The 22,019-nt window shown below is 44.6% G+C and carries 17 protein-coding genes; 10 read left to right on the top strand and 7 right to left on the bottom strand.

Annotated elements, in window-relative coordinates; all coding sequences use genetic code 11:
* Positions 1-18 precede the first annotated feature (18 nt).
* The 3 genes from hutG to hutC form a co-directional block, all read right to left on the bottom strand.
* Positions 19-1,065, bottom strand: a complete 1,047-nt coding sequence (hutG, locus tag CWO08_RS12955) for a formimidoylglutamase (RefSeq protein WP_108020590.1) — start codon at positions 1,063-1,065, stop codon at positions 19-21.
* Positions 1,052-2,302: an imidazolonepropionase gene (hutI, locus tag CWO08_RS12950; protein ID WP_108020589.1), complete on the bottom strand. Its 1,251-nt coding sequence runs from the start codon at positions 2,300-2,302 to the stop codon at positions 1,052-1,054. Before hutI ends, hutG begins: the two co-directional genes overlap by 14 nt.
* A 113-nt stretch (positions 2,303-2,415) precedes the next feature.
* Entirely contained in the window at positions 2,416-3,129 is a 714-nt protein-coding gene (hutC, locus tag CWO08_RS12945; RefSeq protein WP_048659529.1) for a histidine utilization repressor, read from the bottom strand.
* Between the two features lie 181 nt (positions 3,130-3,310).
* On the opposite strand from hutC, the gene CWO08_RS12940 reads away from it, so the two are divergent.
* From CWO08_RS12940 to CWO08_RS12910, 7 genes are all read left to right on the top strand, one after another.
* Positions 3,311-4,054, top strand: a complete 744-nt coding sequence (locus CWO08_RS12940; protein ID WP_102530446.1) for a sporulation protein — start codon at positions 3,311-3,313, stop codon at positions 4,052-4,054.
* A 383-nt stretch (positions 4,055-4,437) separates the two neighbouring features.
* Complete coding sequence (gene thrS / locus CWO08_RS12935; RefSeq protein WP_016768282.1) at positions 4,438-6,366, top strand: threonine--tRNA ligase; 1,929 nt, start codon at positions 4,438-4,440, stop codon at positions 6,364-6,366.
* A gap of 2 nt (positions 6,367-6,368) precedes the next feature.
* Positions 6,369-6,920: a translation initiation factor IF-3 gene (gene infC / locus CWO08_RS12930; RefSeq protein WP_076654893.1), complete on the top strand. Its 552-nt coding sequence runs from the start codon at positions 6,369-6,371 to the stop codon at positions 6,918-6,920.
* A 104-nt stretch (positions 6,921-7,024) separates the two neighbouring features.
* The gene (rpmI, locus tag CWO08_RS12925; protein WP_004738430.1) at positions 7,025-7,219 is read left to right on the top strand and encodes a 50S ribosomal protein L35; all 195 of its coding nucleotides are present in this window, start codon (positions 7,025-7,027) and stop codon (positions 7,217-7,219) included.
* Positions 7,220-7,261: 42 nt separating this feature from the next.
* Positions 7,262-7,615, top strand: a complete 354-nt coding sequence (gene rplT / locus CWO08_RS12920) for a 50S ribosomal protein L20 (protein WP_004733517.1) — start codon at positions 7,262-7,264, stop codon at positions 7,613-7,615.
* 225 nt (positions 7,616-7,840) lie between these two features.
* Entirely contained in the window at positions 7,841-8,158 is a 318-nt protein-coding gene (gene yqfB, locus CWO08_RS12915) for a N(4)-acetylcytidine aminohydrolase (protein ID WP_102480633.1), read from the top strand.
* A gap of 40 nt (positions 8,159-8,198) precedes the next feature.
* On the top strand, positions 8,199-8,636 hold the full coding sequence (locus CWO08_RS12910) for a hypothetical protein (RefSeq protein WP_108020588.1): 438 nt from the start codon (positions 8,199-8,201) through the stop codon (positions 8,634-8,636).
* 104 nt (positions 8,637-8,740) lie between these two features.
* Here CWO08_RS12910 and CWO08_RS12905 read toward each other — a convergent pair whose 3' ends face one another.
* From CWO08_RS12905 to CWO08_RS12885, 4 genes are all read right to left on the bottom strand, one after another.
* Positions 8,741-9,979 carry a leucine-rich repeat-containing protein kinase family protein gene (locus tag CWO08_RS12905; protein WP_108020587.1) on the bottom strand — a complete coding sequence of 413 codons (1,239 nt, stop codon included), beginning with the start codon at positions 9,977-9,979 and terminating at the stop codon, positions 8,741-8,743.
* A 114-nt stretch (positions 9,980-10,093) separates the two neighbouring features.
* Positions 10,094-11,668 (bottom strand): ABC-F family ATP-binding cassette domain-containing protein, encoded by a 1,575-nt coding sequence (locus tag CWO08_RS12900; RefSeq protein ID WP_108020586.1) that lies wholly within the window; start codon positions 11,666-11,668, stop codon positions 10,094-10,096.
* Between the two features lie 478 nt (positions 11,669-12,146).
* Complete coding sequence (locus CWO08_RS12890; RefSeq protein WP_048669358.1) at positions 12,147-12,725, bottom strand: TetR/AcrR family transcriptional regulator; 579 nt, start codon at positions 12,723-12,725, stop codon at positions 12,147-12,149.
* On the bottom strand, positions 12,722-14,158 hold the full coding sequence (locus CWO08_RS12885) for a coniferyl aldehyde dehydrogenase (RefSeq protein WP_108020585.1): 1,437 nt from the start codon (positions 14,156-14,158) through the stop codon (positions 12,722-12,724). Before CWO08_RS12885 ends, CWO08_RS12890 begins: the two co-directional genes overlap by 4 nt.
* 561 nt (positions 14,159-14,719) lie before the next feature.
* Here CWO08_RS12885 and speA point away from each other — a divergent pair.
* The 3 genes from speA to CWO08_RS12870 all read left to right on the top strand — a co-directional run.
* On the top strand, positions 14,720-16,627 hold the full coding sequence (gene speA, locus CWO08_RS12880) for a biosynthetic arginine decarboxylase (RefSeq protein ID WP_108020628.1): 1,908 nt from the start codon (positions 14,720-14,722) through the stop codon (positions 16,625-16,627).
* Positions 16,627-17,556 (top strand): agmatinase, encoded by a 930-nt coding sequence (gene speB / locus CWO08_RS12875; RefSeq protein ID WP_108020584.1) that lies wholly within the window; start codon positions 16,627-16,629, stop codon positions 17,554-17,556. Before speA ends, speB begins: the two co-directional genes overlap by 1 nt.
* A gap of 664 nt (positions 17,557-18,220) precedes the next feature.
* Positions 18,221-22,019 (top strand): retention module-containing protein (locus CWO08_RS12870; protein ID WP_146161767.1); only part of this gene is annotated, 3,799 nt, incomplete at its 3' end.

The following is a 22,019-nucleotide window of genomic DNA, read 5'->3' as shown; positions in this document are numbered from 1 at the left end:
GTTATCGGTATATCTGGATTAGTCGTTGGCCATTGCAGAGGCAATATCCCAACACAAACGAGCCGCCAATCGAGCCGTTTGGCCATCGACGTCGTAGTCTGGGTTATATTCCGCAATGTCCGCGATAATGAGTTTTTCACTGTGTTTAAAAATCTGTTCTAGAAAAGGAGCGAGTGCTTCATAGCTCACGCCTCTTGCCGCTGGTGCACTTACACCCGGTGCTGTCGCAGCGGGGAATACATCAAGATCAATGGTGAGATAGAGGTAATCACACTCAGCGATTAATTTTTGCAACTTAACCAATTGAGCGATTTGGTTTACTTGGGTCATGTTGCGGTCGTGTTCATACCACACACCCAGTTGGTCGGCTTTGTTGAACAGTGCTTTGGTATTGCTGGCTGCACTAACGCCAAGACAAGCGTAATGAAACGGCCACTGATGCTTGTGGCAGTAGTCACTTATCTGGTTAAAAGGTGTACCTGAACTGGGTTTAACATCAGCAATGTCGCTTTCAAATTCACGAAGATCAAAGTGAGCATCGAAGTTAACGATGCCTATCTTAGGTTTGTGCTCTGATTGAATTTTATTTAGGTGTTCCGCTTTATGTAAATGCTCAGCGAGACCTTGGAAAGACGCCCAAGCCACTTCGTGACCACCGCCAAGGGTAATCACTTTGTTTGTTGATAAAGCATTAGCAATAACAGAAGCACACTGTTTTTGGCTGACTTCGAGCTGGCCATCATTGCACTCGATATCACCAAGGTCCGCGATATGAGTGTCACTGTGCCAAGCCATATTCGCCAACGCTTGACGAATCAGGTTAGGTGCTTGCTTCGCGCCCACGCGTCCTTTATTTCTTGCAACACCTGCATCGCTGGCAAAGCCAACTAAGGCGATAGCGCTGTCCTTAAGCTCGTCACTTAGATCACTACTTTGCACTTGCTTGGTGATGTGATGAACGCGAGTACCGAGTGCGCCATCTTCAAGATCATTGCGTCCCGTCCACACGAAGTTATGCACGGTTTCTACGTTTTCTTGAATACCGTTGGATTTAGATTGAGTCATGACACACCTCGCCATTAACAATGCGTTTATGCAGATGAGGAACACCGACTTGATAACTTAGATCGGCAGGGTGCTCGATATTCCAGATCGCTAAATCAGCGACATAACCCACTTCGACTTTGCCTTTGGTTTGTGAGTCGCCAATGGCAGCGGCAGCATGACAAGTCACACCGCGCAACGCTTCTTCAGGCGTCGTGCCAAACAGGGTGCAGCTCATGTTCATCATTAGCGTTAGGTCAGCAAAAGGAGAAGTACCGGGGTTTAAGTCGGTCGCTATCGCCATCGGAATGTTGTGTTCGCGAAGTAGGGCAATAGGTGGCTGTTGAGTCTCTTTTAAGAAGTAGAAAGCGCCGGGAAGCAAGGTGGCAACTGTGCCTGATTCCGCCAGTACTTTTACTCCGGCTTCATCAAGGTATTCAACATGGTCGACAGAGAGTGCGCCGTACTTCGCTGCAAGCGCGCTACCACCCATATTAGAAAGCTGTTCTGTGTGGCCTTTGATCGCTAACCCATGTTCTTTGGCCGCTGCAAAGACTCGTTCGGTTTGTTCTAGGTTGAAGCCGATAGATTCGCAGAACACGTCAACTGCATCAGCTAACCCTTGCTCTGCAGCTTTAGGGATAATCTCTTGGCAAACCAGATCAATGTAACGATCGGGTTGTTCTTTATATTCTGGTGGTACAGCATGTGCTGCAAGGAGAGTGGTGCTGATCTTAATTCGGCGATGATTCTCTAACGCTTTAGCAGCACGTAACATCTTGAGCTCATCTTCAAGTGTTAAACCATAGCCAGATTTTACTTCGATGCTGGTTACGCCACTTCTTAGTAGGCCATCGAGTCTCGGTAACGCCATTTCAACCAGCTCAGATTCTTGCGCTGCACGTGTGGCCGTGACTGTCGCTAGAATCCCACCGCCTTGTTTGGCGATGTCGGTGTAAGAGACACCATTCAAACGCTGTTCAAATTCGTTGGCGCGATTACCTGCAAATACGAGGTGAGTGTGGCAATCAATTAGCCCTGGGGTGACGAGCTTGTTTTTGCAGTCATAGGTGGTGTAATCCAAAGAACCATCAACACTTACTTGTTCTAACTCAGAAGCAAGTGTGCCTTGGTTTGAACAAGAGATGGACACGATCTTACCGTCTTCGATAACAATATCTCGAGGGGAAGAGGGCTGATAACCGTCGACTCCCGAACTCATGGAGACCACTCGTGCGTTTTTGAGGATCAAATTCATAATCACCTAGATCTTTGTTAAACATTAAATGTATATACAAATAAATAGGCTAAACGCTGACCCGAATCAAGTTGATGTTGCAAAAATGTGATCGGCGATCGGGATGATGTTCTTTAATCTAGGAGTATCTTGGAGCTTAATTTGTATTTAGAGCCAGGATGATAGAGCAATGCAAAGCTGATGAGCCGTTCTTTGCTCCATGTTCTTCTATTCAAAAGAAGGCAAGGCTCTGATTCAGAAAGCTTTAGTGATGTTCTGATTTGAGAGTCTGGAATAATGGCTTCAACCGTGTGCTCGATAGCACTTAGCGGGCAGCTTTTTGAAAGATATTCATTGGGGGTAGAGATTGAAAAGTCTTGCTCTAGATATTTTGGAGCGGCTTGAGAATTCACCCAACGAGCTTCCAGTTGTATCGGCGTATTGTCAGCAAAGTGGATGATTTCACTATAGAATACTTCTGCATTGATCATCACGCCTAACCGTGTGGCGGTGCTTTCATCAGCCTTGATGCTATCGTGTTTGATCACTTGGCTAGTATACGTTTGGCCACGGTCTTTGATCTCTTGCGCGATATTGTTGATATCAAGTAGCGGAGATTGTGCTTTTTCGTCGGGCTCACAAACAAAAGTACCGAGCCTTGGCTTCCTGATGAGCTTGCCTTCAGACACAAGATCTCGAATGGCTTTATTCACCGTCATTCTACTCACGTTGAACTGTTCTGTGAGTTCGAGTTCGGTGGTAATTTGATAACCCACCGGCCAGTGACCATTGGTAATTTTGTCATCTATGAACTGTTTTATCTGAAGGTAGAGCGGCGCTTTCGACATAATGAAACCTTATTTGACTATACAAATAGAGTAACGGAATTTTTCACGATTTCAACATTTCCTCGGGCAATGTGACCTTATTCAACATAGATGGGGCAAATTGCTTGATTCTGTGAGGTAAGTGTCGCAAATTGTCACGCAATAACTATTCGTAAATCAGATAATTAGAAAGAGAAATAATATGTTTAAGAAATTAAAGGCCTCGTTGGGCATTGGTGCAGCAAAGGTTGATACCGTCTTAGATAATATTGAAGTTTTCCAAGGTGGCGAGTTGTCAGGCAATGTTCACATTGTTGGTGGCGACGTTGAGCAACAAATCGACCTGATTAACTTGGTTCTCAACACAGAAGTAAAAGTCGAAACAGAAGACAGCACTAGCTATGAAACTTTTTCACTCGGTCGTATTCAAGCCGTAGAGCCTTTCGTTATCCAACCGGGCGAAGCCAAACTGGTTCCATTCCGTCTTAAACTGAATGATGAAACGCCAGTCACCGCGTTGAACGCACAAATGAACCAATGCCATGTGTGGGTCGAAACCAATCTAGATATCGGCTTCGCGATTGATCCTAAAGACCGCGACTTCATCTCCGTACACCCACTGCCAACGGTCGCTAAAATCATCCAAGGTATAGAAGCATCGGGCATGGCAATGGTGAAAGCAGACGTAGAGAAAGGCTTCTTAAAAGGCAATAGCTTTGCTTCACGCTCTGGCTGTTACCAAGAGATTGAATTTCGCAGCGGCGGCTTCATGAACAACAAAGAGATCGAGCTGTCATTCATCGTAGATGGTTCTATGGTTCACTGCTTAGCAGAAATCGACCGCTCAATGAGCTTTCGTGGCGACCAATACATCTCATTCAGCTTGCCTGCAAACGCGGCAGACTCAGACATTCGCAACGCTGTATCAAGAATCATGAGTGCATAGTTCCCTTTCTGTTAGTAGTCGCTTTTTCTATTAATAGAGACAAGACAGTACGATTTCTATAGCCGAACTTATCCGTTCGGCTTTTTTGTATTGTAGATAAAGCCAACGAATTACTGATTGAGCTATGGGTTAGGCGTTAGAAGGATCTATATAGAAGAGACATTTCAGTCATATAGTTTTGTGGTGCTGCGGGACTAACATTGTCATTTCATATTATTTCGTTACAATGTTCGGCTACTCACAAATGGGGCATCTGTATTTGCTTCTATGTGGGTATATTTATTATGCATATATCCCCAATCAGCGTACTAGTTGATTGAAAGACATATATTAAACATTTTCATGTGTTGCTTGGTGTGCAACACCACTGTAAAGGACAAATAATGCCAATTATTACTCTTCCTGACGGTAGTCAGCGTCAATTTGACAACCCTGTATCAACTCTAGATGTTGCCCTATCAATCGGTCCTGGTCTTGCGAAAGCAACCATTGCTGGTCGTGTAGATGGCGAGCGTGTTGATGCTTGTGATCTTATCGAAAACGATGCAAGCCTAGAAATCATCACAGCTAAAGATGAAGTTGATGGCCTTGAGATCGTTCGTCACTCTTGTGCTCACCTTTTAGGCCACGCGGTTAAGCAGCTTTTTCCAGAAGCGAAAATGGCGATCGGTCCTACTATCGATAACGGCTTCTACTACGATATCGACCTTGAGCACTCTCTAACGCAAGAAGATCTAGAAAAGATTGAAAAGCGCATGAAAGAGCTAGCGAAGACCAAGTACCAGGTTGTTAAGAAGAAAGTTAGCTGGCAGGAAGCGCGCGACGCATTCGAAGCTCGCGGCGAGACTTACAAGATTGAAATCTTGGACGAGAACGTTTCTAAAGACGATCGTCCAGGCCTGTACCATCACGAAGAATACATCGATATGTGTCGTGGTCCACACGTGCCTAACATGAGCTTCTGCCAGCACTTCACTCTACTTAACGTAGCAGGTGCATACTGGCGTGGTAACAGTGACAACAAGATGCTTCAACGTATCTACGGCACTGCATTCCACGACAAGAAGGCGCTTAAAGCTCACCTTGTGCGCCTAGAAGAAGCGGCTAAACGTGACCACCGTAAAATCGGTAAAGCGCTTGACCTATTCCACATGCAGCAAGAAGCACCAGGCATGGTGTTCTGGCACCATAACGGTTGGACTATCTTCCGTGAGCTAGAAGTATTTATTCGTCAGAAGCTGACTGAGTACGATTACCAAGAAGTTAAAGGCCCATTAATGATGGACCGTGTTCTTTGGGAACGCTCTGGTCACTGGGATAAGTACGCTGAAGCGATGTTCACAACTTCTTCTGAGAACCGTGAATACGCTATCAAGCCAATGAACTGTCCTGGTCACGTTCAAATCTTCAACCAAGGTTTGAAATCTTACCGTGATCTACCGCTACGTATGGCTGAGTTCGGCTCATGTCACCGTAACGAGCCGTCTGGCGCACTTCACGGTATTATGCGTGTTCGTGGCTTCACTCAAGATGATGCTCACGTATTCTGTACTGAAGACCAAGTTCAACAAGAAGTGAAAGCTTGTATTGAAATGGTTTACGATACTTACACAACTTTCGGCTTCGAAAGCATCGTTGTTAAGCTATCTACTCGTCCAGAACAGCGTGTAGGTTCAGACGAAATGTGGGACCGTGCAGAGGCTGACCTTAAGCAAGCGCTAGAGGCAATGGACATTGCATACGAGATTCAAGAAGGCGAGGGTGCGTTCTACGGACCTAAGATTGAATTTACTTTGCATGATTGTTTGGACCGCGCTTGGCAATGTGGTACAGTGCAGCTCGATTTTGCATTACCAGAACGTTTAGGTGCGACTTACGTAGGTGAAGATAACGAGCGTCACACGCCAGTTATGATCCACCGCGCGATTTTAGGTTCACTAGAACGCTTCATCGGTATTCTTATTGAAGAATACGCTGGCTTCTTCCCAACGTGGTTGGCGCCAGAACAAGCAGTTGTAATGGGCATTACAGACAAACAGTCTGAATATGTACAAGAAATTACGAAAAAACTGCAAAAAAGTGGATTTAGAGTCAAAGCAGACTTGAGAAATGAGAAGATTGGCTTTAAAATCCGCGAACATACTTTGAAACGTGTACCGTTCATGCTTGTGTGTGGTGACCAAGAAATGGAAGCCGGCGAAATTGCAGTACGTACACGTAAAGGTAAGGACCTTGGCAAATTTAAAGTGGATGACTTTATTTCATACATCCAAGCCGAGGTTTCAAGCCGTAAGCTCAATCTGGAGGAATAGCTATTAAAGGCGGAAGACGTGGCCAACAACCGGCCAAACAAAACCAGCACCGTTTAAACGGTGACATTCGTGGCGTTCGTGAAGTGCGTCTAACTGGCGCAGACGGCGAAGCTGTTGGTGTAGTATCAATCGCTGAAGCGATGGAAGCTGCAAATGAAGCTGGTATGGATCTTGTAGAGATCAGCCCTAACGCCGAGCCGCCAGTTTGTCGTGTGATGGACTACGGTAAGTTCCTCTTCGAGAAGAGCAAAGCTGCGAAAGAGCAGAAGAAGAAGCAAAAGCAGGTTCAGATCAAGGAAATTAAATTCCGACCTGGAACTGATATTGGAGACTATCAGGTAAAACTACGCAACCTGACTGGTTTCCTAGAAGACGGCAACAAAGTGAAGGTAACAATTCGCTTCCGTGGCCGCGAAATGGCTCACCAAGAAATCGGTGTTGACGTTCTTAATCGTTTGAAAGCGGATACTGAAGAATTTGCAGTAGTCGAATCTTTCCCAACGAGAATTGAAGGTCGCCAGATGATCATGGTGTTGGCCCCTAAAAAGAAGTAATTAACGGCTTTGCAAGTAATTGAACCCTGCAGCCTCAGGTTGCGGGGTTTTATTCGCCCTAATTACTATGTTATTAACAACTCAACAATGCGGAGTTATTCATCATGCCTAAGATGAAAACCAACAAAGGTGCTGCTAAGCGTTTCCAGAAAACTGCTGGTGGTATTAAGTTTAAGCACGCTGGTAAACGTCACATCCTGACTAAGCGTACTACTAAGAACAAGCGTCAGCTACGTCCGAACTCGATCCTTCCTAAATGTGAAGTTGCTCAAGTTCTACGTATGATGCCATACGCTTAATTCTTTTTAGTTTATAAATTCGTTTAGTTTAGGAGAAGCATAATGCCTCGCGTAAAACGTGGTGTACAAGCTCGTGCACGTCATAAGAAAGTTCTAAAACAAGCTAAAGGTTACTACGGAGCACGTTCACGTGTTTACCGCGTAGCTTTCCAAGCAGTTACCAAAGCTGGTCAATACGCTTACCGTGACCGTCGCAACAAGAAACGTCAATTCCGTCAACTTTGGATTGCACGTATCAACGCGGCATCTCGTCAAAATGGTCTATCTTACAGCCGTTTCATCAATGGCCTTAAGAAAGCATCTATCGAGATCGACCGTAAGATTCTTGCTGACATCGCAGTATTCGACAAAGCAGCATTTGCTGTTCTAGTTGAAAAAGCGAAAGCATCTCTATAATTTAGAGTTAGCTTAAAGGTTTAAGAAAAGGAGAACTTCGGTTCTCCTTTTTTATTGCCTGTAATTTAGCTTTGCCATATTTTCTCGCATCTCGCATCTCGCATCTCGCATCTCGCATCTCGCATCTCGCATCTCGCATCTCGCATCTAATTTTTTATTCGCTTGAACAAGCATTCTGATATATAAACATTTACCTAACCTTTAAATGTTAAGCGACCGAGATAAATGACCGCACCTACTACCATGACGTTCTTCGAACGTTTTGAAACCGATATCCTTTCAGGCAAAAAGACCATTACTATTCGCGATGAATCTGAGCGCGATTACCAGCCGGGCAGTGTTGTAGAAGTATCCACGCTAGAGCAGGGACGTGTATTCTGTAATCTTAAGATCATTAGCGTTGAACCAATCCTGTTTGATGACTTAGGTGAGTTCCATGCTCAGCAAGAGAACATGTCGCTGCAAGTTCTGAAAGATGTGATTCAAGACATCTACCCAGGTATTTCTCAGCTGTATGTTGTCTCTTATGAGTTGGTAGCTTAAGCCAGATTGGATTAGATTGACTAGCTAGGGATGGCGATTTATGAGTAATAACCAGCAGACACTACTTCAGCTTTACTGTCGTGAACAGCAAGACCAAACGTTACTGTCTAAGAATGACCTTGATAGTGAACTGAGCGAGAGTGCCGATTATTTAAAGTGGTGCGAGAGCAAAAGAAACTTTGTTGAAGAAGATGTCTTAGGGCGTACTTGGGTAAAAAGTTGCCCAGCAGGGTATATTACTGAGGTTCACTTTCATTCGGATGGCAGTCTAACGGAATACCGCTTGTTTGATCGGTTTGAAACTCAAGGTCATTGGCTGTTGAAAAGCGGGTTGCTGCAAGTTGAAATCAGTAAAGGTGACAATCGTTACCAGTTTGATGCGGTTGCGTGTAAAGACTTGAATATCCACTCGGCGGTGGAATATAAAAACCAAGAGCTTCACTCCTACCTTAAGCTTGTTCATGTGGAAGCTAGTTAACTCGGATTTGACTCATCAAGCTCCAAAAGCAAAAAAGCTAACGTCAAACGTTAGCTTTTTGCATTTCTATCGAACCTTGATTGGCTACTTAGGCTTGGTAGCCCTTATGCGTGATAGTTTTCAAGTTTCTTGTACAGCTCTGAATCTATCTCGTCAGTAGAGCAAACTGTCAATAGATCTTCAATAAAACACTTGAGAGCGCGAGCTTCGATGCGTCGAATACCCTGTTGCTGCTCTTCAGTCAGGTAACCGTAGATAGTCGCCGCGCCAAAATCACCAAAGATCATTTGACCTTGTTCATTAACCAAGGTGTTGTGCGCATACAAGTCACCGTGGCAAACCTTGTTGTCATGCAGGTGATTAAATACATCAATCATTTGAGTAACGATGTTGTCGATTTGCGCGATTGGAAGTTCGAAACCTTCTGGGAAAGTATCACGCGTGCAAGTATCGAGTGTCGGTGGCAAGCCTAGGTTGTAATGGCAGCTTGGGATAAGCTCCATTACCAACGCAAGGTAATCTTGTTCGTCCACTTGCGCGATAGACTTCACTAAGTTGCTATGGTGACCAGCTTGAAGACACGCTTCTAGTTCATCATGTGGGTAACCGTCGCTTGTCACTTCGCCTTTGAATACTTTAACCGCCACTTCTTGAGGGAAATCAAAATCACTGTTTAACCAATTAGCATGAGATATCACGCCTGATGCACCTTGACCAAGCACTTGATTCAATGAGTAGCATTGCGAGCTTACTGCAGGCACGCTATCTAAGCTGCTCGGGTGTTTGCAAAATGGATTGCCCGCAAAGGCTAACCAAGCAAGTTTTGGTAGCTTAATAAGGAACTCAGGGAATTCAGTCAGTTGGTTTGCAGACAAGCGGACCAGTTCGAGGTTGGATAGGTCTTCCATACTCTCAGGTAAAGCGCGAAGCTGGTTGCCTGCGAGTGCTAGCTTTTGCAGTCTTGGTCTTTCACCCAGTGAGTTAGGCAGAACTTCGATGGCATTATCTGTCAGAATTAACCAGCGCAATTGAGCGGGTAGGGACTCTTCACTCACTGTTTTGATTTGGTTGGTCTTGAAACCGATCATTTCAAGCTTAGGAAGTGACCCAAGAACATCAGGAAGGTGCGTAAATAGGTTATTCGACGCAAAGATAATACGTAGATTAGTTAGCTGTGTTAACTCTTGTGGAAGCTCCGATAACTGATTCCCTGAAAGATCCAGAATCTCTAGCGAATCGGAGAGCTCTAAGATCTCTAATGGAAACTCGGTGAGACCTTCTGACAGTTTTAAGCGCTTAATACCTTTTAGTTGCCCTGATTTTAATTGTTCTAGAGTATGCAAACCTTAGCCTTATGAATAGATGTTCGAGGCGCGTAGTGTACTTGTCTCAAGTGAGAAAGGCGAGCACCGGAACGATGCTCGTTTAACTAAGCTTAGCGAATGAATTTACGAAGCTTAAAGTTGTATGTGATTTTGGCTTACGCCAACCTCCTCAACAAAATCGGTATCATGACTGACTAGGATGAACGCACCTTGATAGTCACGTAAAGCCGACGCCAATATTTGCTTTGAGTCGATGTCTAGGTGATTGTCTGGTTCATCGAGCAGCAGTAATGGCGAATCCTGTTTATGGCTGACGATCAACATCGCCAGTTTCATTTTCTCTCCACCACTTAGGTGAGCTACTTTGCGGTACACGGAGTCACGCCTAAATCCAATGCCAGCTAACAAGGTGCGTGCGTTACTTTCCGTCATGCTACAGCTATGTGCCATCAGGCTATCGAACATGGTGTCATTGGTGTCCAACAAACCAAAGTGTTGATCAAGGTACACCGTAGATCCTAAGCGTTTGATGGTGCCAGTGTAGTTCGAGTGCTCGTTGTGAATCGCTTTCAACAGTGTCGACTTACCACAACCGTTTGCACCGGTTAGATAACAGCGTTCACCTTGTGACAGAGAAAAGTGGATAGTAGTACCAGCCCCATACTCAAGTCGGCAATCTTCAACTGTTAATAGCGCGTTCTTTTTCTTGCTATTACTCTGTTGGAGATACAAGGCCTGCGGTTTCAGTTGCTCTTTTTGTTCTTTAAGAGATTGAAGCTTATCTTGATTTTGCTCCTTTAAGTTATTTTGACTAATGGCTGATGCTCCTTGCGTTCGTCCGGCTTTATCTTTCATCGCATCCAATAATATCTTGGGTTGGCTGCCTGACTTTCGCAGTCGGTTTCCTTGCGCCTCTCGCTGTTGTGCTTTTTCTCTATTGGCTTGAGCTTGGCGTTCAAGTCGTCTCTTTTCGGATTGGTGATGCGTAATCTGCTTGTCCAATGCTTCATTTTGGCTCGACATTTGTTTGAAGTAGTCATCGTAGTTTCCTTTATAGAAACGTAACCCCAAACTGTGGAGGTGGTAGATCCCTTCCATGTGCCTCAACAGGTTTCGGTCATGGCTAACCATCAGTATTTTGCCTTCAAATTGTTGGCACTGTTCTATTAACCAGCTACGCCCGTCATTGTCTAAATGATTCGACGGCTCATCGAGAATCAGTATGTCGTTATTTGATGTAAATAAGCGATGAAGTTGCAAGAGGGCAAGTTGGCCACCGCTTAATGTGTTGCACGGTGTGGTTAACTCACTGGTTATTTTCAATGTAGCTAAAAGCTGTTCAGTGCTTTCTTGCAAACCCCAATCGTCGCCAACGATATTGAAGTGCTCAAGTTCGCAGCTACCTTGTTCGATAGCTCGCAAGGCATTAAGCTTTTCGTTGATACCTAAGAAGTCAGCAATGTTGATTTCGTTATCCAAAAGCTCTGAAGGTAATTGTGAGTAAAAGCCGATCGAACCTTGTCTGGAAACACTACCTGATGTTGGCTGTGTTTGCCCTGTGAGTAACGAAAGTAGCAATGACTTTCCAGCCCCATTTCTCCCAACTAGTCCTGTAAGGCGCGTGCTCAAATTAAAGGTGATGTCTTTGAATAACCACTCGCCAGTATCAAGCTGAAATGAGAGATTATTGGCTAATATAGTAGGCATAAGAATACCTCCCTTTACGTGTAAACGAGTAAAAGGGGTGAGGCGCTTTTCTACATAGACTCCAATGCAGGACTCTAACAATAAATCGCCAAAGACGTTACTTAGGTAGATGACCAATCAAAGATAGAAAATCTGTGATGAGATGAATTCTGTCTTTGAGGTACAGTTCTGCAAGACTCATGTTGTCAAAAGACGGATCTTTAAGAACTTGATTTGTAGCGAAAATAGATGACGAAGTAACGCCCACTAACCCCGAGTGTCCAAATGATTTTTATAAAAATAAATCGGATGTCAGGATGTTAGTACTTCATTATGGCGTTATTCTCTTTTGAAATGATGGAGTGATGTTACTGAAAGAGAGTGCTTAAAGTCAATATGATGACCTGATTAAAATGTATCCAAATAATTAGAGCGCCTATATAACCATGAGGCGCTTTAGAGTGTTCTTTGAAAGCAAGAGCTTTAAATAATGTGGAAATTACAGGTTTTGTCCGCCGATAGCTCGCCAACACATATCAAAGCTATCATTAATGTACTTTTCTGATTGTTCTGGCTGGGGCTCTTGTTGATCAACAAGCCAGTTCGCGCAGATCAAAAAGTGGCTGTGGATGAAGTGCCTAACGAGATTAATGTCTAACACCATTAACTCACCGGCTTCCTGTCCTTTCAAAATGATATCATCGAGTGATGCGAACATCTGCGAGACAATGACTTCGCGAGTTTGAGTCGTTGGGTCAAAATGCACATTGGTGAAAAACTTCATGGCGACTGGGTTTTCTAATGCCCACTCAATCCCTGTCATCCACATGAATTTAAAGGCTTGATAGCGATTTTGTTCAGCGATTTCTGTGTGCTGAACAAGGGTAGAAAATAGCTCTATTTTCAGTTCACGAAACAGTTCATCAATCAGTAGAGATTTGTTCTCAAAGTGATGAAACAGCGTGGCTTTTGCTACCCCTGCGGTTTTCGCTATTTGACCTGTAGATGTGCCCTCTAACCCTTGTTGAGAGAAGAGTAGGAGCGCAGCATCTAGGATTTTTTGCCTTTTTGTAATCATCGATTCAGTACTTTGAACATCATTTTTTTGATTGGGTTGTTATATGGAGGGTGCATCAACTTAGTGAAATTGATTTTGCCTCGAGTCAATACGGTTTTCGCATGGCTGAAGGTTCTGAAGCCTTCAATACCGTGGTAGTGTCCCATGCCTGACGGACCAATACCACCAAACGGCGCGTCTTCTGCTGCGACATGTACTAGAGAGTCGTTAATACAAACACCCCCTGAATGAGTGTCCGATAGGAATCGGTCTTGAGTCTGTTTGTCGTGACTCATTAGGTACAGGGCAAGTGGACGTTCTCTTGTTGTGATGTAGCTGATTGCTTCTTCAATAGAATCATAAGGCACGATAGGAAGCACAGGACCAAACAACTCTTCTTGCATTGCCACCATGTCGTCATTCACTTCGGTGAGAAGGTGTGGCGTCATTCTGTGGTTCACGTCGTCTTGCGCTTGTTCGGTGACAGTATGTACTACAGCACCTTTTGACTGCGCATCTTCAACCACACCTTTTAATCGATTGTACTGACGCATGTTAACCACTGAGGTTAAGTCTTTGCTCTCAATTCCCGCTTTATACAGCTTCTTGAAGTAGCGTTTATAAGCCGTGATAAATGCATCGACTTTTTCTCTTGGCAGCAAGATGTAGTCAGGCGCGACACAGATTTGACCTGCGTTTAAGCTCTTGGCAAACAAGATACGTTCAACGGCGTCAGCGACATCGAAATCTGGGGCAATAATCGTTGGAGACTTGCCGCCTAGCTCAAGTGTCACTGGCGTTAAGTTCGCGGCTGCAGCTTTCATTACGTGCTTACCAACAGCGGTTGAGCCTGTGAACAGGATATGGTCAAACGGCAGCTGGCTAAACTTAGCAGAAACGTCGGCTTCACCTTCGATGATCGCCACTTGTTCTTCACTGAAACCTTCGGCCAACATCGCTTTCAAAACACGGTTAGTTGCAGGAGTAAACTCAGACATCTTGAGCATTGCTGTGTTACCTGCTGCCAATGCTGTAATTAGAGGACCCAAAGAGAGCATAACTGGGAAGTTCCAAGGCACGATGATGCCAATCACACCTACCGGTTGATAATGCACAGTAATCTTGGCTGGGGTTAGCATCAAGCCGGCTTTTCGACGTGAAGGCTTCAACCACTTCTTAAGGTTTTTATCACTGTAATTGATCTGGTGTAGGGAAGGGGTGATGTCAGCAATTAAGCTGTCGTGCTTTGCTCGATGGCCATAATCTTCTGATACCGCTTCAATTAACTGCTCTTGGTAGCGCATTAATAGTTTTTTCAAGACTGAGAGATCATTTCGTCTCTGCTCAAGTGTTGGATTAACGTTGTTACGGTAGTGATCTTGTTGTCGGTTGAATATTTGATCCATGTCGTTGGTGCTCGACGTGTTTGGTTCAAGGTCTAGATTATGGCTCATAGTATCCCCTAAATTCGAAGGCTGACCGATTGGTTGGTCAGTTAAAATTACAAGAATATCCAACCGAATACAAGATGCGCGCAAGAAAAGTTCAATAATTGAGCGGCTACAACATTGAACTGGGCGATTTTTAGTAGGAAGAATGAAGTATTAGTAGGCATCGAATCGAGGGATACAAGCCGTGTTGGTGATAGCGAGAGTTGTGATCGGGAAGTGCGCATGTTTGTCACAAACCTGACTTAACATCACCAAATTAGCCAAGAATTTTAGGTGCAAATGCTATTTTATTCACCTAATTTTTTATGAGAAAGTGCTTTATATTTAATGCGCTTCAGCCTGCTTTTTGCCCTAAAACCTTGTAATTCCTTATCTGTCATTTTAAGTCGATCGGTCGATAAAAAAACGTAATCGTAACCACAAATATCTATGGTTGGACTCGCTCTTCATAATATCGGTTAATGCAGCCAACAAATCGTTTTTGAGCGTTTTTTGTTGGGTTATACCTCGCTATTCCAAAGAGGTATCTTCTGTCGATGGCCCTATAGTGTGAGGTCTCTAGAATTGGAAAATTCGGTTAATTTGGAACGCATCCGTGCTGAGTATAATGTAAAGCACTGGAGCCAAGGTTTTTATGGAATTGATGACAACGGTGAAGTGTATGTTTCACCGAGCGAAACGGATCATCAAGTTCCCCTAAGTAAGATCGTAAAACAGTTAGAGCAAAGAAATATTGGTTTACCTGCTCTTGTGCGTTTTCCTCAAATAGTGCATCAACGTGTGCACAATATCTGTAACGCATTTAACCAAGCGATCGACGAATATCAGTACGACAACCGTTACCTACTTGTTTACCCGATTAAAGTTAATCAACAAAAAGAAGTGGTTGACGAGATCTTAGCGAGCCAAGCTCAATTAGAGCAGAAGCAACTAGGTCTAGAGGCGGGCAGCAAACCAGAACTATTAGCGGTATTGGCGCTGGCTCAAAAAGCGAGCTCTGTGATCGTATGTAATGGTTACAAAGACAGAGAATACATCCGTCTTGCGCTTATTGGCGAAAAGCTAGGCCACAAAGTATTTATCGTTCTAGAGAAATTGTCTGAGCTTGATCTTGTTCTTTCTGAAGCGAAAGCGCTTGGCGTTAAACCTCGTTTAGGTTTGCGTATTCGCCTTGCTTCTCAAGGTGCAGGAAAATGGCAAGCAAGTGGTGGTGAGAAGTCGAAGTTCGGTTTGTCTGCATCACAAGTGCTGACTGTTATTGAACGTTTAAAAACAGAAGACCAACTCGATGTTCTAGAGTTAGTGCATTTCCATCTTGGCTCACAAATGGCCAATATTCGTGATGTACGAAATGGTGTGAGCGAAGCGGCTCGTTTCTACTGTGAACTGCGCGATATCGGTGCTCAATTGAAGTACTTAGATGTTGGTGGTGGTTTGGCGGTGGATTACGACGGCACACGCAGTCAGTCTTCAAACTCAATGAACTACAGCTTGCTTGAGTACGCTCGTAACATCGTGATGACAGTAGGGGACATTTGTAAGCTCTACAATCAGCCACAACCTGTGATCATTTCGGAGTCTGGTCGCTCACTGACTGCGCACCATGCCGTGCTAATCACCAACGTGATTGGTACTGAAAGCTACTCGCCGGAAGACATGGCAGCACCAGAAGCCGACGCACCACTGTTGCTAAACAACATGTGGAAGAACTTCTTGGAGTTAGATGCAGGCAATGATGACCGCGCGTTGATCGAGATCTACAACGATACGCAAAGTGATATCGCAGAAGCACACAACCAATTTGCCACAGGCATGCTGAACCTTCAGCACCGTGCTTGGGCTGAGCAGATGTCTTTGCGCATCAACTACGAGCTAAGCACTCGTATGAGCACAAAGAACCGTTACCACCGTCCAATTTTGGATGAGTTGAGCGAGCGTTTAGCGGACAAGTTCTTCGTGAACTTCTCACTGTTCCAGTCATTGCCAGACGCATGGGGTATTGATCAGGTGTTCCCTGTATTGCCACTGAGCGGTTTAGACAATGCGGATGAGCGTCGTGCTGTAGTGTTGGACATCACCTGTGACTCTGACGGTACGATTGACCAGTATGTTGATGGTCAAGGCATTGAAACAACATTGCCAGTGCCAGCGTGGAACCCTGATGAACCATACCTAATGGGCTTCTTCCTAGTAGGGGCGTACCAAGAGATCTTGGGCGATATGCATAACCTATTTGGTGATACGCACAGTGTTGTGGTGAATGTTGATGAGAGCGGAGAAGCGAACATTGACTACATCAACGAAGGCGACACAGTTGAAGACATGATGCGTTACGTTCACATTGATATGGACCTAATTCGTCAAAACTACAAAGAATTGGTAACGGCGAAAGTACCAGCGCAAGAGCAGCAAAGCGTACTTGAAGAGTTAGAGCAAGGCTTGATGGGTTACACCTATCTTGAGGATTTTTAATGAACGATCTATTTACGAAACCAGATTACTCGCTGTACTCCAATGCGATGACGTTTATGCGTCGTCCTTTGGTGCAAAACCCAATCGACAACGATGCTGATGTGGTTGTATTAGGTGCGCCATTAGATATGGCGACATCTGGTCGTCCGGGTGCTCGCATGGGCCCTGATGCGATTCGTCGTGCTTCTGTGAACCTGGCGTGGGAAGGCAAAAAATTCCCTTGGGACTTCAATGTATTTGAACACACCTCGGTAATTGATGCTGGCGATCTTGTGTTTGATTGTGGTGATGCAGAAGACCTAACTCAGCGTTTAGAAGCGGCGGCTGATGCGATCTTAAGCAGTGGTAAAACATTGCTAGGTTTAGGGGGCGATCACTTCATTACACTGCCTTTGCTAAGAGCGTATGGTAAGAAGTACGGTGAGATGGCGTTGATTCACTTCGATGCTCATACTGACACGTACAACCAAGGTAGCCGCTACGATCACGGTACCATGTTCTACCATGCGCCAAATGAAGGTTTAATCTCGCCTGAGCATTCAGTGCAAATTGGTATCCGTACTGAGTATAAACAGGAAGGTCACGGCTTCAACGTAATCAATGCGATGCAAGCGAATGACATGAGTGTGGACGAGATAATTGCTCAAGTGAAAGGCATTGTTGGTGATAAGCCAGTTTACCTAACGTTTGATATTGACTGTCTGGACCCTGCATTTGCACCGGGTACCGGCACGCCAGTGTGTGGTGGTTTGAATTCAGATAAAGTGCTCAAAATCATCCGTGGCTTACAAGGTATCAACATGGTTGGTATGGATGTGGTAGAAGTGTCTCCAGCCTATGACCAAAGCGAAATTACCGCTCTAGCAGGTGCAACTATCGCACTTGAGCTGCTTTATGTTTGGACGGCAAATCGCATTGCTAAATCATAGTGTTTGATTGTTAAAATCGTAACGCTACATACTGATTTTAAAGCCCACTAAGGTTCAACTTAGTGGGCTTTTTGTTTTTGGTGGTGGACAAATAGAGTAACTCATCGTTGGAAATGAGCAGTTTCTCCCTGTTATGAACTAATGCGCTATCAGGTGTGCCTTATGCAAGTCGTTTAATTGACTCTGGATAGAAATACATCATCTTTACTCTGGTTGCTGTCTCAAATGTGGGACTTACCTCTGCTTTGCTGTTAACGCATATCTCACCTCTATTAATACCCCATATTCGCTAATGATTTATCAACCTTATTACTGTATATATTTATAAAACGAAGAGGTGCAATTACATTGTGCGTTTATTTGCATATAAATCAGCATCCTACTAACTTTTAACTCAGGTTTTCAAATCCCAGCCACAATACCTAGATTTGTGAAAAGATGTCTCGTCGCACAGACATGGCATTTTTTATGGGGAAGACTAGGCTTAAGGGTAAGTAAACTATAAAAAAACAGGTGAAATACTTCTCTCTTTTCAAGCCGATTGGGCATAACAATGGATTGCCATTGATGAGAGCTAAATATGTGTTTAATTAAAACCTGAAATTGCTATTACAAATAATTTTCACAGCTCTAGAGAATAGTGCTTTGTGACAACGGGGGATATATGGATATCGAAGTTTCGCGCCAGGTTGCGGTAGTTGAAGCAACTAGTGGAGATGTCGTCGTAGTTAAGCCTGACGGCAGCGCAAGAAAGATTTCAGTTGGCGATATCATCCGTGAAAATGAGATCGTGATTACGGCCAACAAGTCAGAGCTTGTATTAGGCGTTCAGAATGATTCGATTCCGGTTGGAGAGAATTGTGTTGGCTGTGTTGATGAGACTGCCGCATGGGTAGACGCTCCAGTCGCCGGTGAGGTTAATTTTGACTTACAGCAAACAGACGCAGAAACCTTCACCGAAGACGACTTTGCTGCAATTCAAGAAGCCATTTTAGGTGGTGCGGATCCGACTCAAATCTTAGAGGCAACGGCTGCTGGTGGCGGATTAGGTTCTGCAAATGCTGGCTTTGTGACGATTGATTATAACTACACCGAAACTCAGCCATCGACATTCTTTGAGACCGCTGGTCTAGCAGAACAAACCGTTGATGAAGACAGAGAAGAGTTCAGAACGATAACCCGTTCAGCTGGTGGTCAATCTATTAGTGAAGAGCTCCATGAAGGCTCGATATCAGGCAATACCTATCCTCAATCCTTAACGATTATCGAAACGATTGTTGCTGGTAGTTTGGCTCTCTCTCCTGATTCCTTCGCTCCAGAAGCACTATCCCTTGCTTCACTACTCAATGAACTAAACAGTGATATTACCTCAAGTGGTCAGCCCGTTACGTTCACTTATGATGCGGCGACCAATTCTATCGTCGGTGTTCTAGGTTCGGACGAAGTACTACGCATTGATATTGAAGCTATCAGTGTTGGAAATAACATTGAACTATCGCTGACCACAACAGTTTCTCAACCTATTGACCATGTGCCTTCTATTGGTGGTGGCCAGGTTTCTTATACTGGCGATCAAATTAATATTGCCTTTGATGTTCAAGGTGAAGATTCCGCAGGAAACCCGATAGCAGCACCAATCAGCGCACAAGTTACGGTGTTTGACTGGGAGGACCCGTCAGCAGAAAGCGTGACTATCACTAACGTTGAAACTAGTAGTGCAGCTATCGAAGGGACCTTTTCGATTATTGGAAGTGATCATCTTCAATCGGCAGTCTTTGATGCTAGTGCTCTGGACCAGTTTGATGGGTTGCTTAGTGATAATCAAAACACGCTTGCCAGACTTTCTGATGATGGAACAACGATTACTCTGTCCATCCAAGGCCGAGGTGAGGTTGTTCTCACTATCTCGCTTGATACCGATGGCACGTACAATTTCCAACAGTTTAAGCCAATCGAAGAAGTGAGCTCCGACACTCTTTTGTTTGCATTACCAATCACGGTTACCGATTTTGACCAAGATGTTGTAACCAATACCATCAACATTGCCATCACTGATGGTGATAGCCCTGTTATCACTAATGTTGACAGTATTGATGTTGATGAAGCGGGCATTGTTGGCGGCTCACAAGAGGGCACGGCGCCAGTTTCAGGCAGCGGCAGTATCACCGCGGACATTTTTGAAAGTGATATCATTGACCATTATGAACTTGAACCAGCAGAGTTTAATACTGGTGGCAGCTTGGTTTCAAATGGCGAGGCTGTGCTACTTGAGTTGATTGATGAAACCAACGGTGTAAGAACTTACGAAGGTTATGTTGAGGTCAATGGTTCGAGAATTACAGTCTTTGACGTTAAAGTCGATAGCCCTTCATTAGGCAGCTACGAATTTAATCTGTATGAAGAGCTTTCTCATCAAGGCGCTGAAGACGCGTTGTTGACCTTTGCATTGCCAATTTATGCCGTTGATGCAGATGGCGACCGCTCTGCACTATCTGGAGGTTCGAACACACCAGAAGCTGCTGAGATTCTCGTTAATGTCACAGATGATGTTGTTGAGTTAGTCGATAAGGTTGAATCTGTCACTGAGCCGACTCTAGCGGGCGATACCGTGGTTTCGTATAACCTGTTTAATTTCGAAGGCGCGGATGGTTCGACAATTCAATCATTCAACTACGGTGGTTCTGATTATTCATTAGATCAAAGCTTACTGCCTGATGCCCCACAAACCTTCAGTTTTACTGAGGGTGTGGTTACTATCTCGCTAAACGGTGATTTCAGTTTTGAAGTTGCTCGTGATATCGATCATTCAAGTAGCGAAACTATCATCAAACAGTTTTCATTCTTAGCCGAAGACGGTGATGGCGACACTGATACATCAACGCTTGAGTTAAGTATTACCGATGGTCAAAACCCGGCAATCAATCTGATTCCACCTGTTACTTTATCTGAAACCAACCTAGCTGATGGCTCTGCACCAAGTGGAAGTGCAGTAAGTGCAACCAACACGATCACTTTTACTTCTGGTAGTGATGACGTGGCGAATTTCCGTATTGAACCAACCGAGTTCAATGTCGGTGGTGCTCTGACGTCCAATGGGTTTACGGTAGAGATTAAAGAAGACTCTGCTAATCCGGGCATTTATATCGGTTTTATCACTGATGGCTCGAATGCTGAAATTTCAGTGTTCACCATTAGTTTCTCGGCAGCCACACTAGGCGAATACACCTTTACTTTGTTAGAAGCGTTGGACCATGTGGATGGCCTAGATAAAAACGATCTAAGCTTTGATCTTCCAGTTTATGCGGTAGACAGCGATGGCGATGATTCTGTTGTGTCCCAACTGAATGTGACTATCGGTGATGATGTTCAAATCATGCAAGATGGCACGTTAGATATTGTTGAGCCTAACCTAGCTGATGGCACGGTGACCACTAACACCATTGATGTGATGCCAAACCAAAGTGCTGATGGCGCGACGATTACTCAGTTTACTTATGACGGTGTCGTAAACACACTGGATCAAAGCATTTCAGGTGAACAGCAATTCAGCTTCACCGAAGGCGAGCTATATATCACTCTTGAAGGGGAATTGCGCTTTGAGCCAAACCGAAATTTAGACCACTCGGTGAGCGAAGACATCGTGAAATCGATTGTTATAACCTCAAACGACTTCGATAATGACTCTCTGACTTCAACCGTAACGCTGACCATTACCGATGGTGATAACCCTACGATTGACGTTATTCCGAGCGTTTCGCTTTCTGAAACGAATCTGAGCGATGGCTCTGCTCCAAGCGGCAGTGCGGTTAGCCAAACAGAAACCATCACTTTCACCAATCAAAGTGATGATGTGGAGAAATTCCGTTTAGAGCCGAGTGAGTTTAATACCGACGGTACTCTGAAATCTGATGGCTTAGTGATTGAGATTCGAGAAGAGCCTTCGGGTTCGGGTAACTACATTGGTTTCACCACAGATACTTCAAATGTCGAGACTACAGTCTTCACGCTTGAATTTAGCAGCACGACTTTAGGTGAATACACCTTCACGCTTATAGAAGCGATTGACCACACACCAATTCAAGGTAATAACGACCTAACGTTCAACTTGCCAGTGTACGCGGTTGATAGCGATGGCGATGATTCTCTAATGTCGCCACTTGCTGTGACGATTACCGATGATATCCAAGTCATGGTAGATGGCGCGTTTACGATTGAAGAGCCAACTGTGGCTGATTTAGCAGCGGGTACGCCGACAACTACGACTGTGAATGTTCTTGATCTAGAAGGGGCGGACGGCACGACCATCACCCAAATCAATTATGACAACGGCACAGTGTTTACGCTTGACCAGAGCAATACGGGAGAGCAGAAGTTTGTGGTTGCTGAAGGTTCGCTTTATGTCACGCTGCAAGGTGATGTGCGCTTTGAACCAAACCGTAACCTCGACCACACAAGTGGAGACA

The sequence above is a fragment of the Vibrio sp. 10N.286.48.B8 genome, from assembly GCF_003050085.1.
In the GTDB taxonomy this organism is placed as follows: Bacteria; Pseudomonadota; Gammaproteobacteria; order Enterobacterales; family Vibrionaceae; genus Vibrio; species Vibrio crassostreae.
This window is presented reverse-complemented; position numbering and strand designations above follow the sequence as displayed.

Excerpts from the sequence above, each read along its gene's own strand:
- CWO08_RS12890 (WP_048669358.1), bottom strand. The coding sequence starts at position 12,725 with ATGATTACAAAAAGGCAAAAAATCCTAGATGCTGCGCTCCTACTCTTC.
- speB (WP_108020584.1), top strand. The coding sequence starts at position 16,627 with ATGAACGATCTATTTACGAAACCAGATTACTCGCTGTACTCCAATGCG.
- CWO08_RS12940 (WP_102530446.1), top strand. The coding sequence starts at position 3,311 with ATGTTTAAGAAATTAAAGGCCTCGTTGGGCATTGGTGCAGCAAAGGTT.
- CWO08_RS12900 (WP_108020586.1), bottom strand. The coding sequence starts at position 11,668 with ATGCCTACTATATTAGCCAATAATCTCTCATTTCAGCTTGATACTGGC.
- hutI (WP_108020589.1), bottom strand. The coding sequence starts at position 2,302 with ATGAATTTGATCCTCAAAAACGCACGAGTGGTCTCCATGAGTTCGGGA.
- CWO08_RS12885 (WP_108020585.1), bottom strand. The coding sequence starts at position 14,158 with ATGAGCCATAATCTAGACCTTGAACCAAACACGTCGAGCACCAACGAC.
- thrS (WP_016768282.1), top strand. The coding sequence starts at position 4,438 with ATGCCAATTATTACTCTTCCTGACGGTAGTCAGCGTCAATTTGACAAC.
- CWO08_RS12910 (WP_108020588.1), top strand. The coding sequence starts at position 8,199 with ATGAGTAATAACCAGCAGACACTACTTCAGCTTTACTGTCGTGAACAG.
- hutC (WP_048659529.1), bottom strand. The coding sequence starts at position 3,129 with ATGTCGAAAGCGCCGCTCTACCTTCAGATAAAACAGTTCATAGATGAC.
- hutG (WP_108020590.1), bottom strand. The coding sequence starts at position 1,065 with ATGACTCAATCTAAATCCAACGGTATTCAAGAAAACGTAGAAACCGTG.
- yqfB (WP_102480633.1), top strand. The coding sequence starts at position 7,841 with ATGACCGCACCTACTACCATGACGTTCTTCGAACGTTTTGAAACCGAT.
- rpmI (WP_004738430.1), top strand. The coding sequence starts at position 7,025 with ATGCCTAAGATGAAAACCAACAAAGGTGCTGCTAAGCGTTTCCAGAAA.
- rplT (WP_004733517.1), top strand. The coding sequence starts at position 7,262 with ATGCCTCGCGTAAAACGTGGTGTACAAGCTCGTGCACGTCATAAGAAA.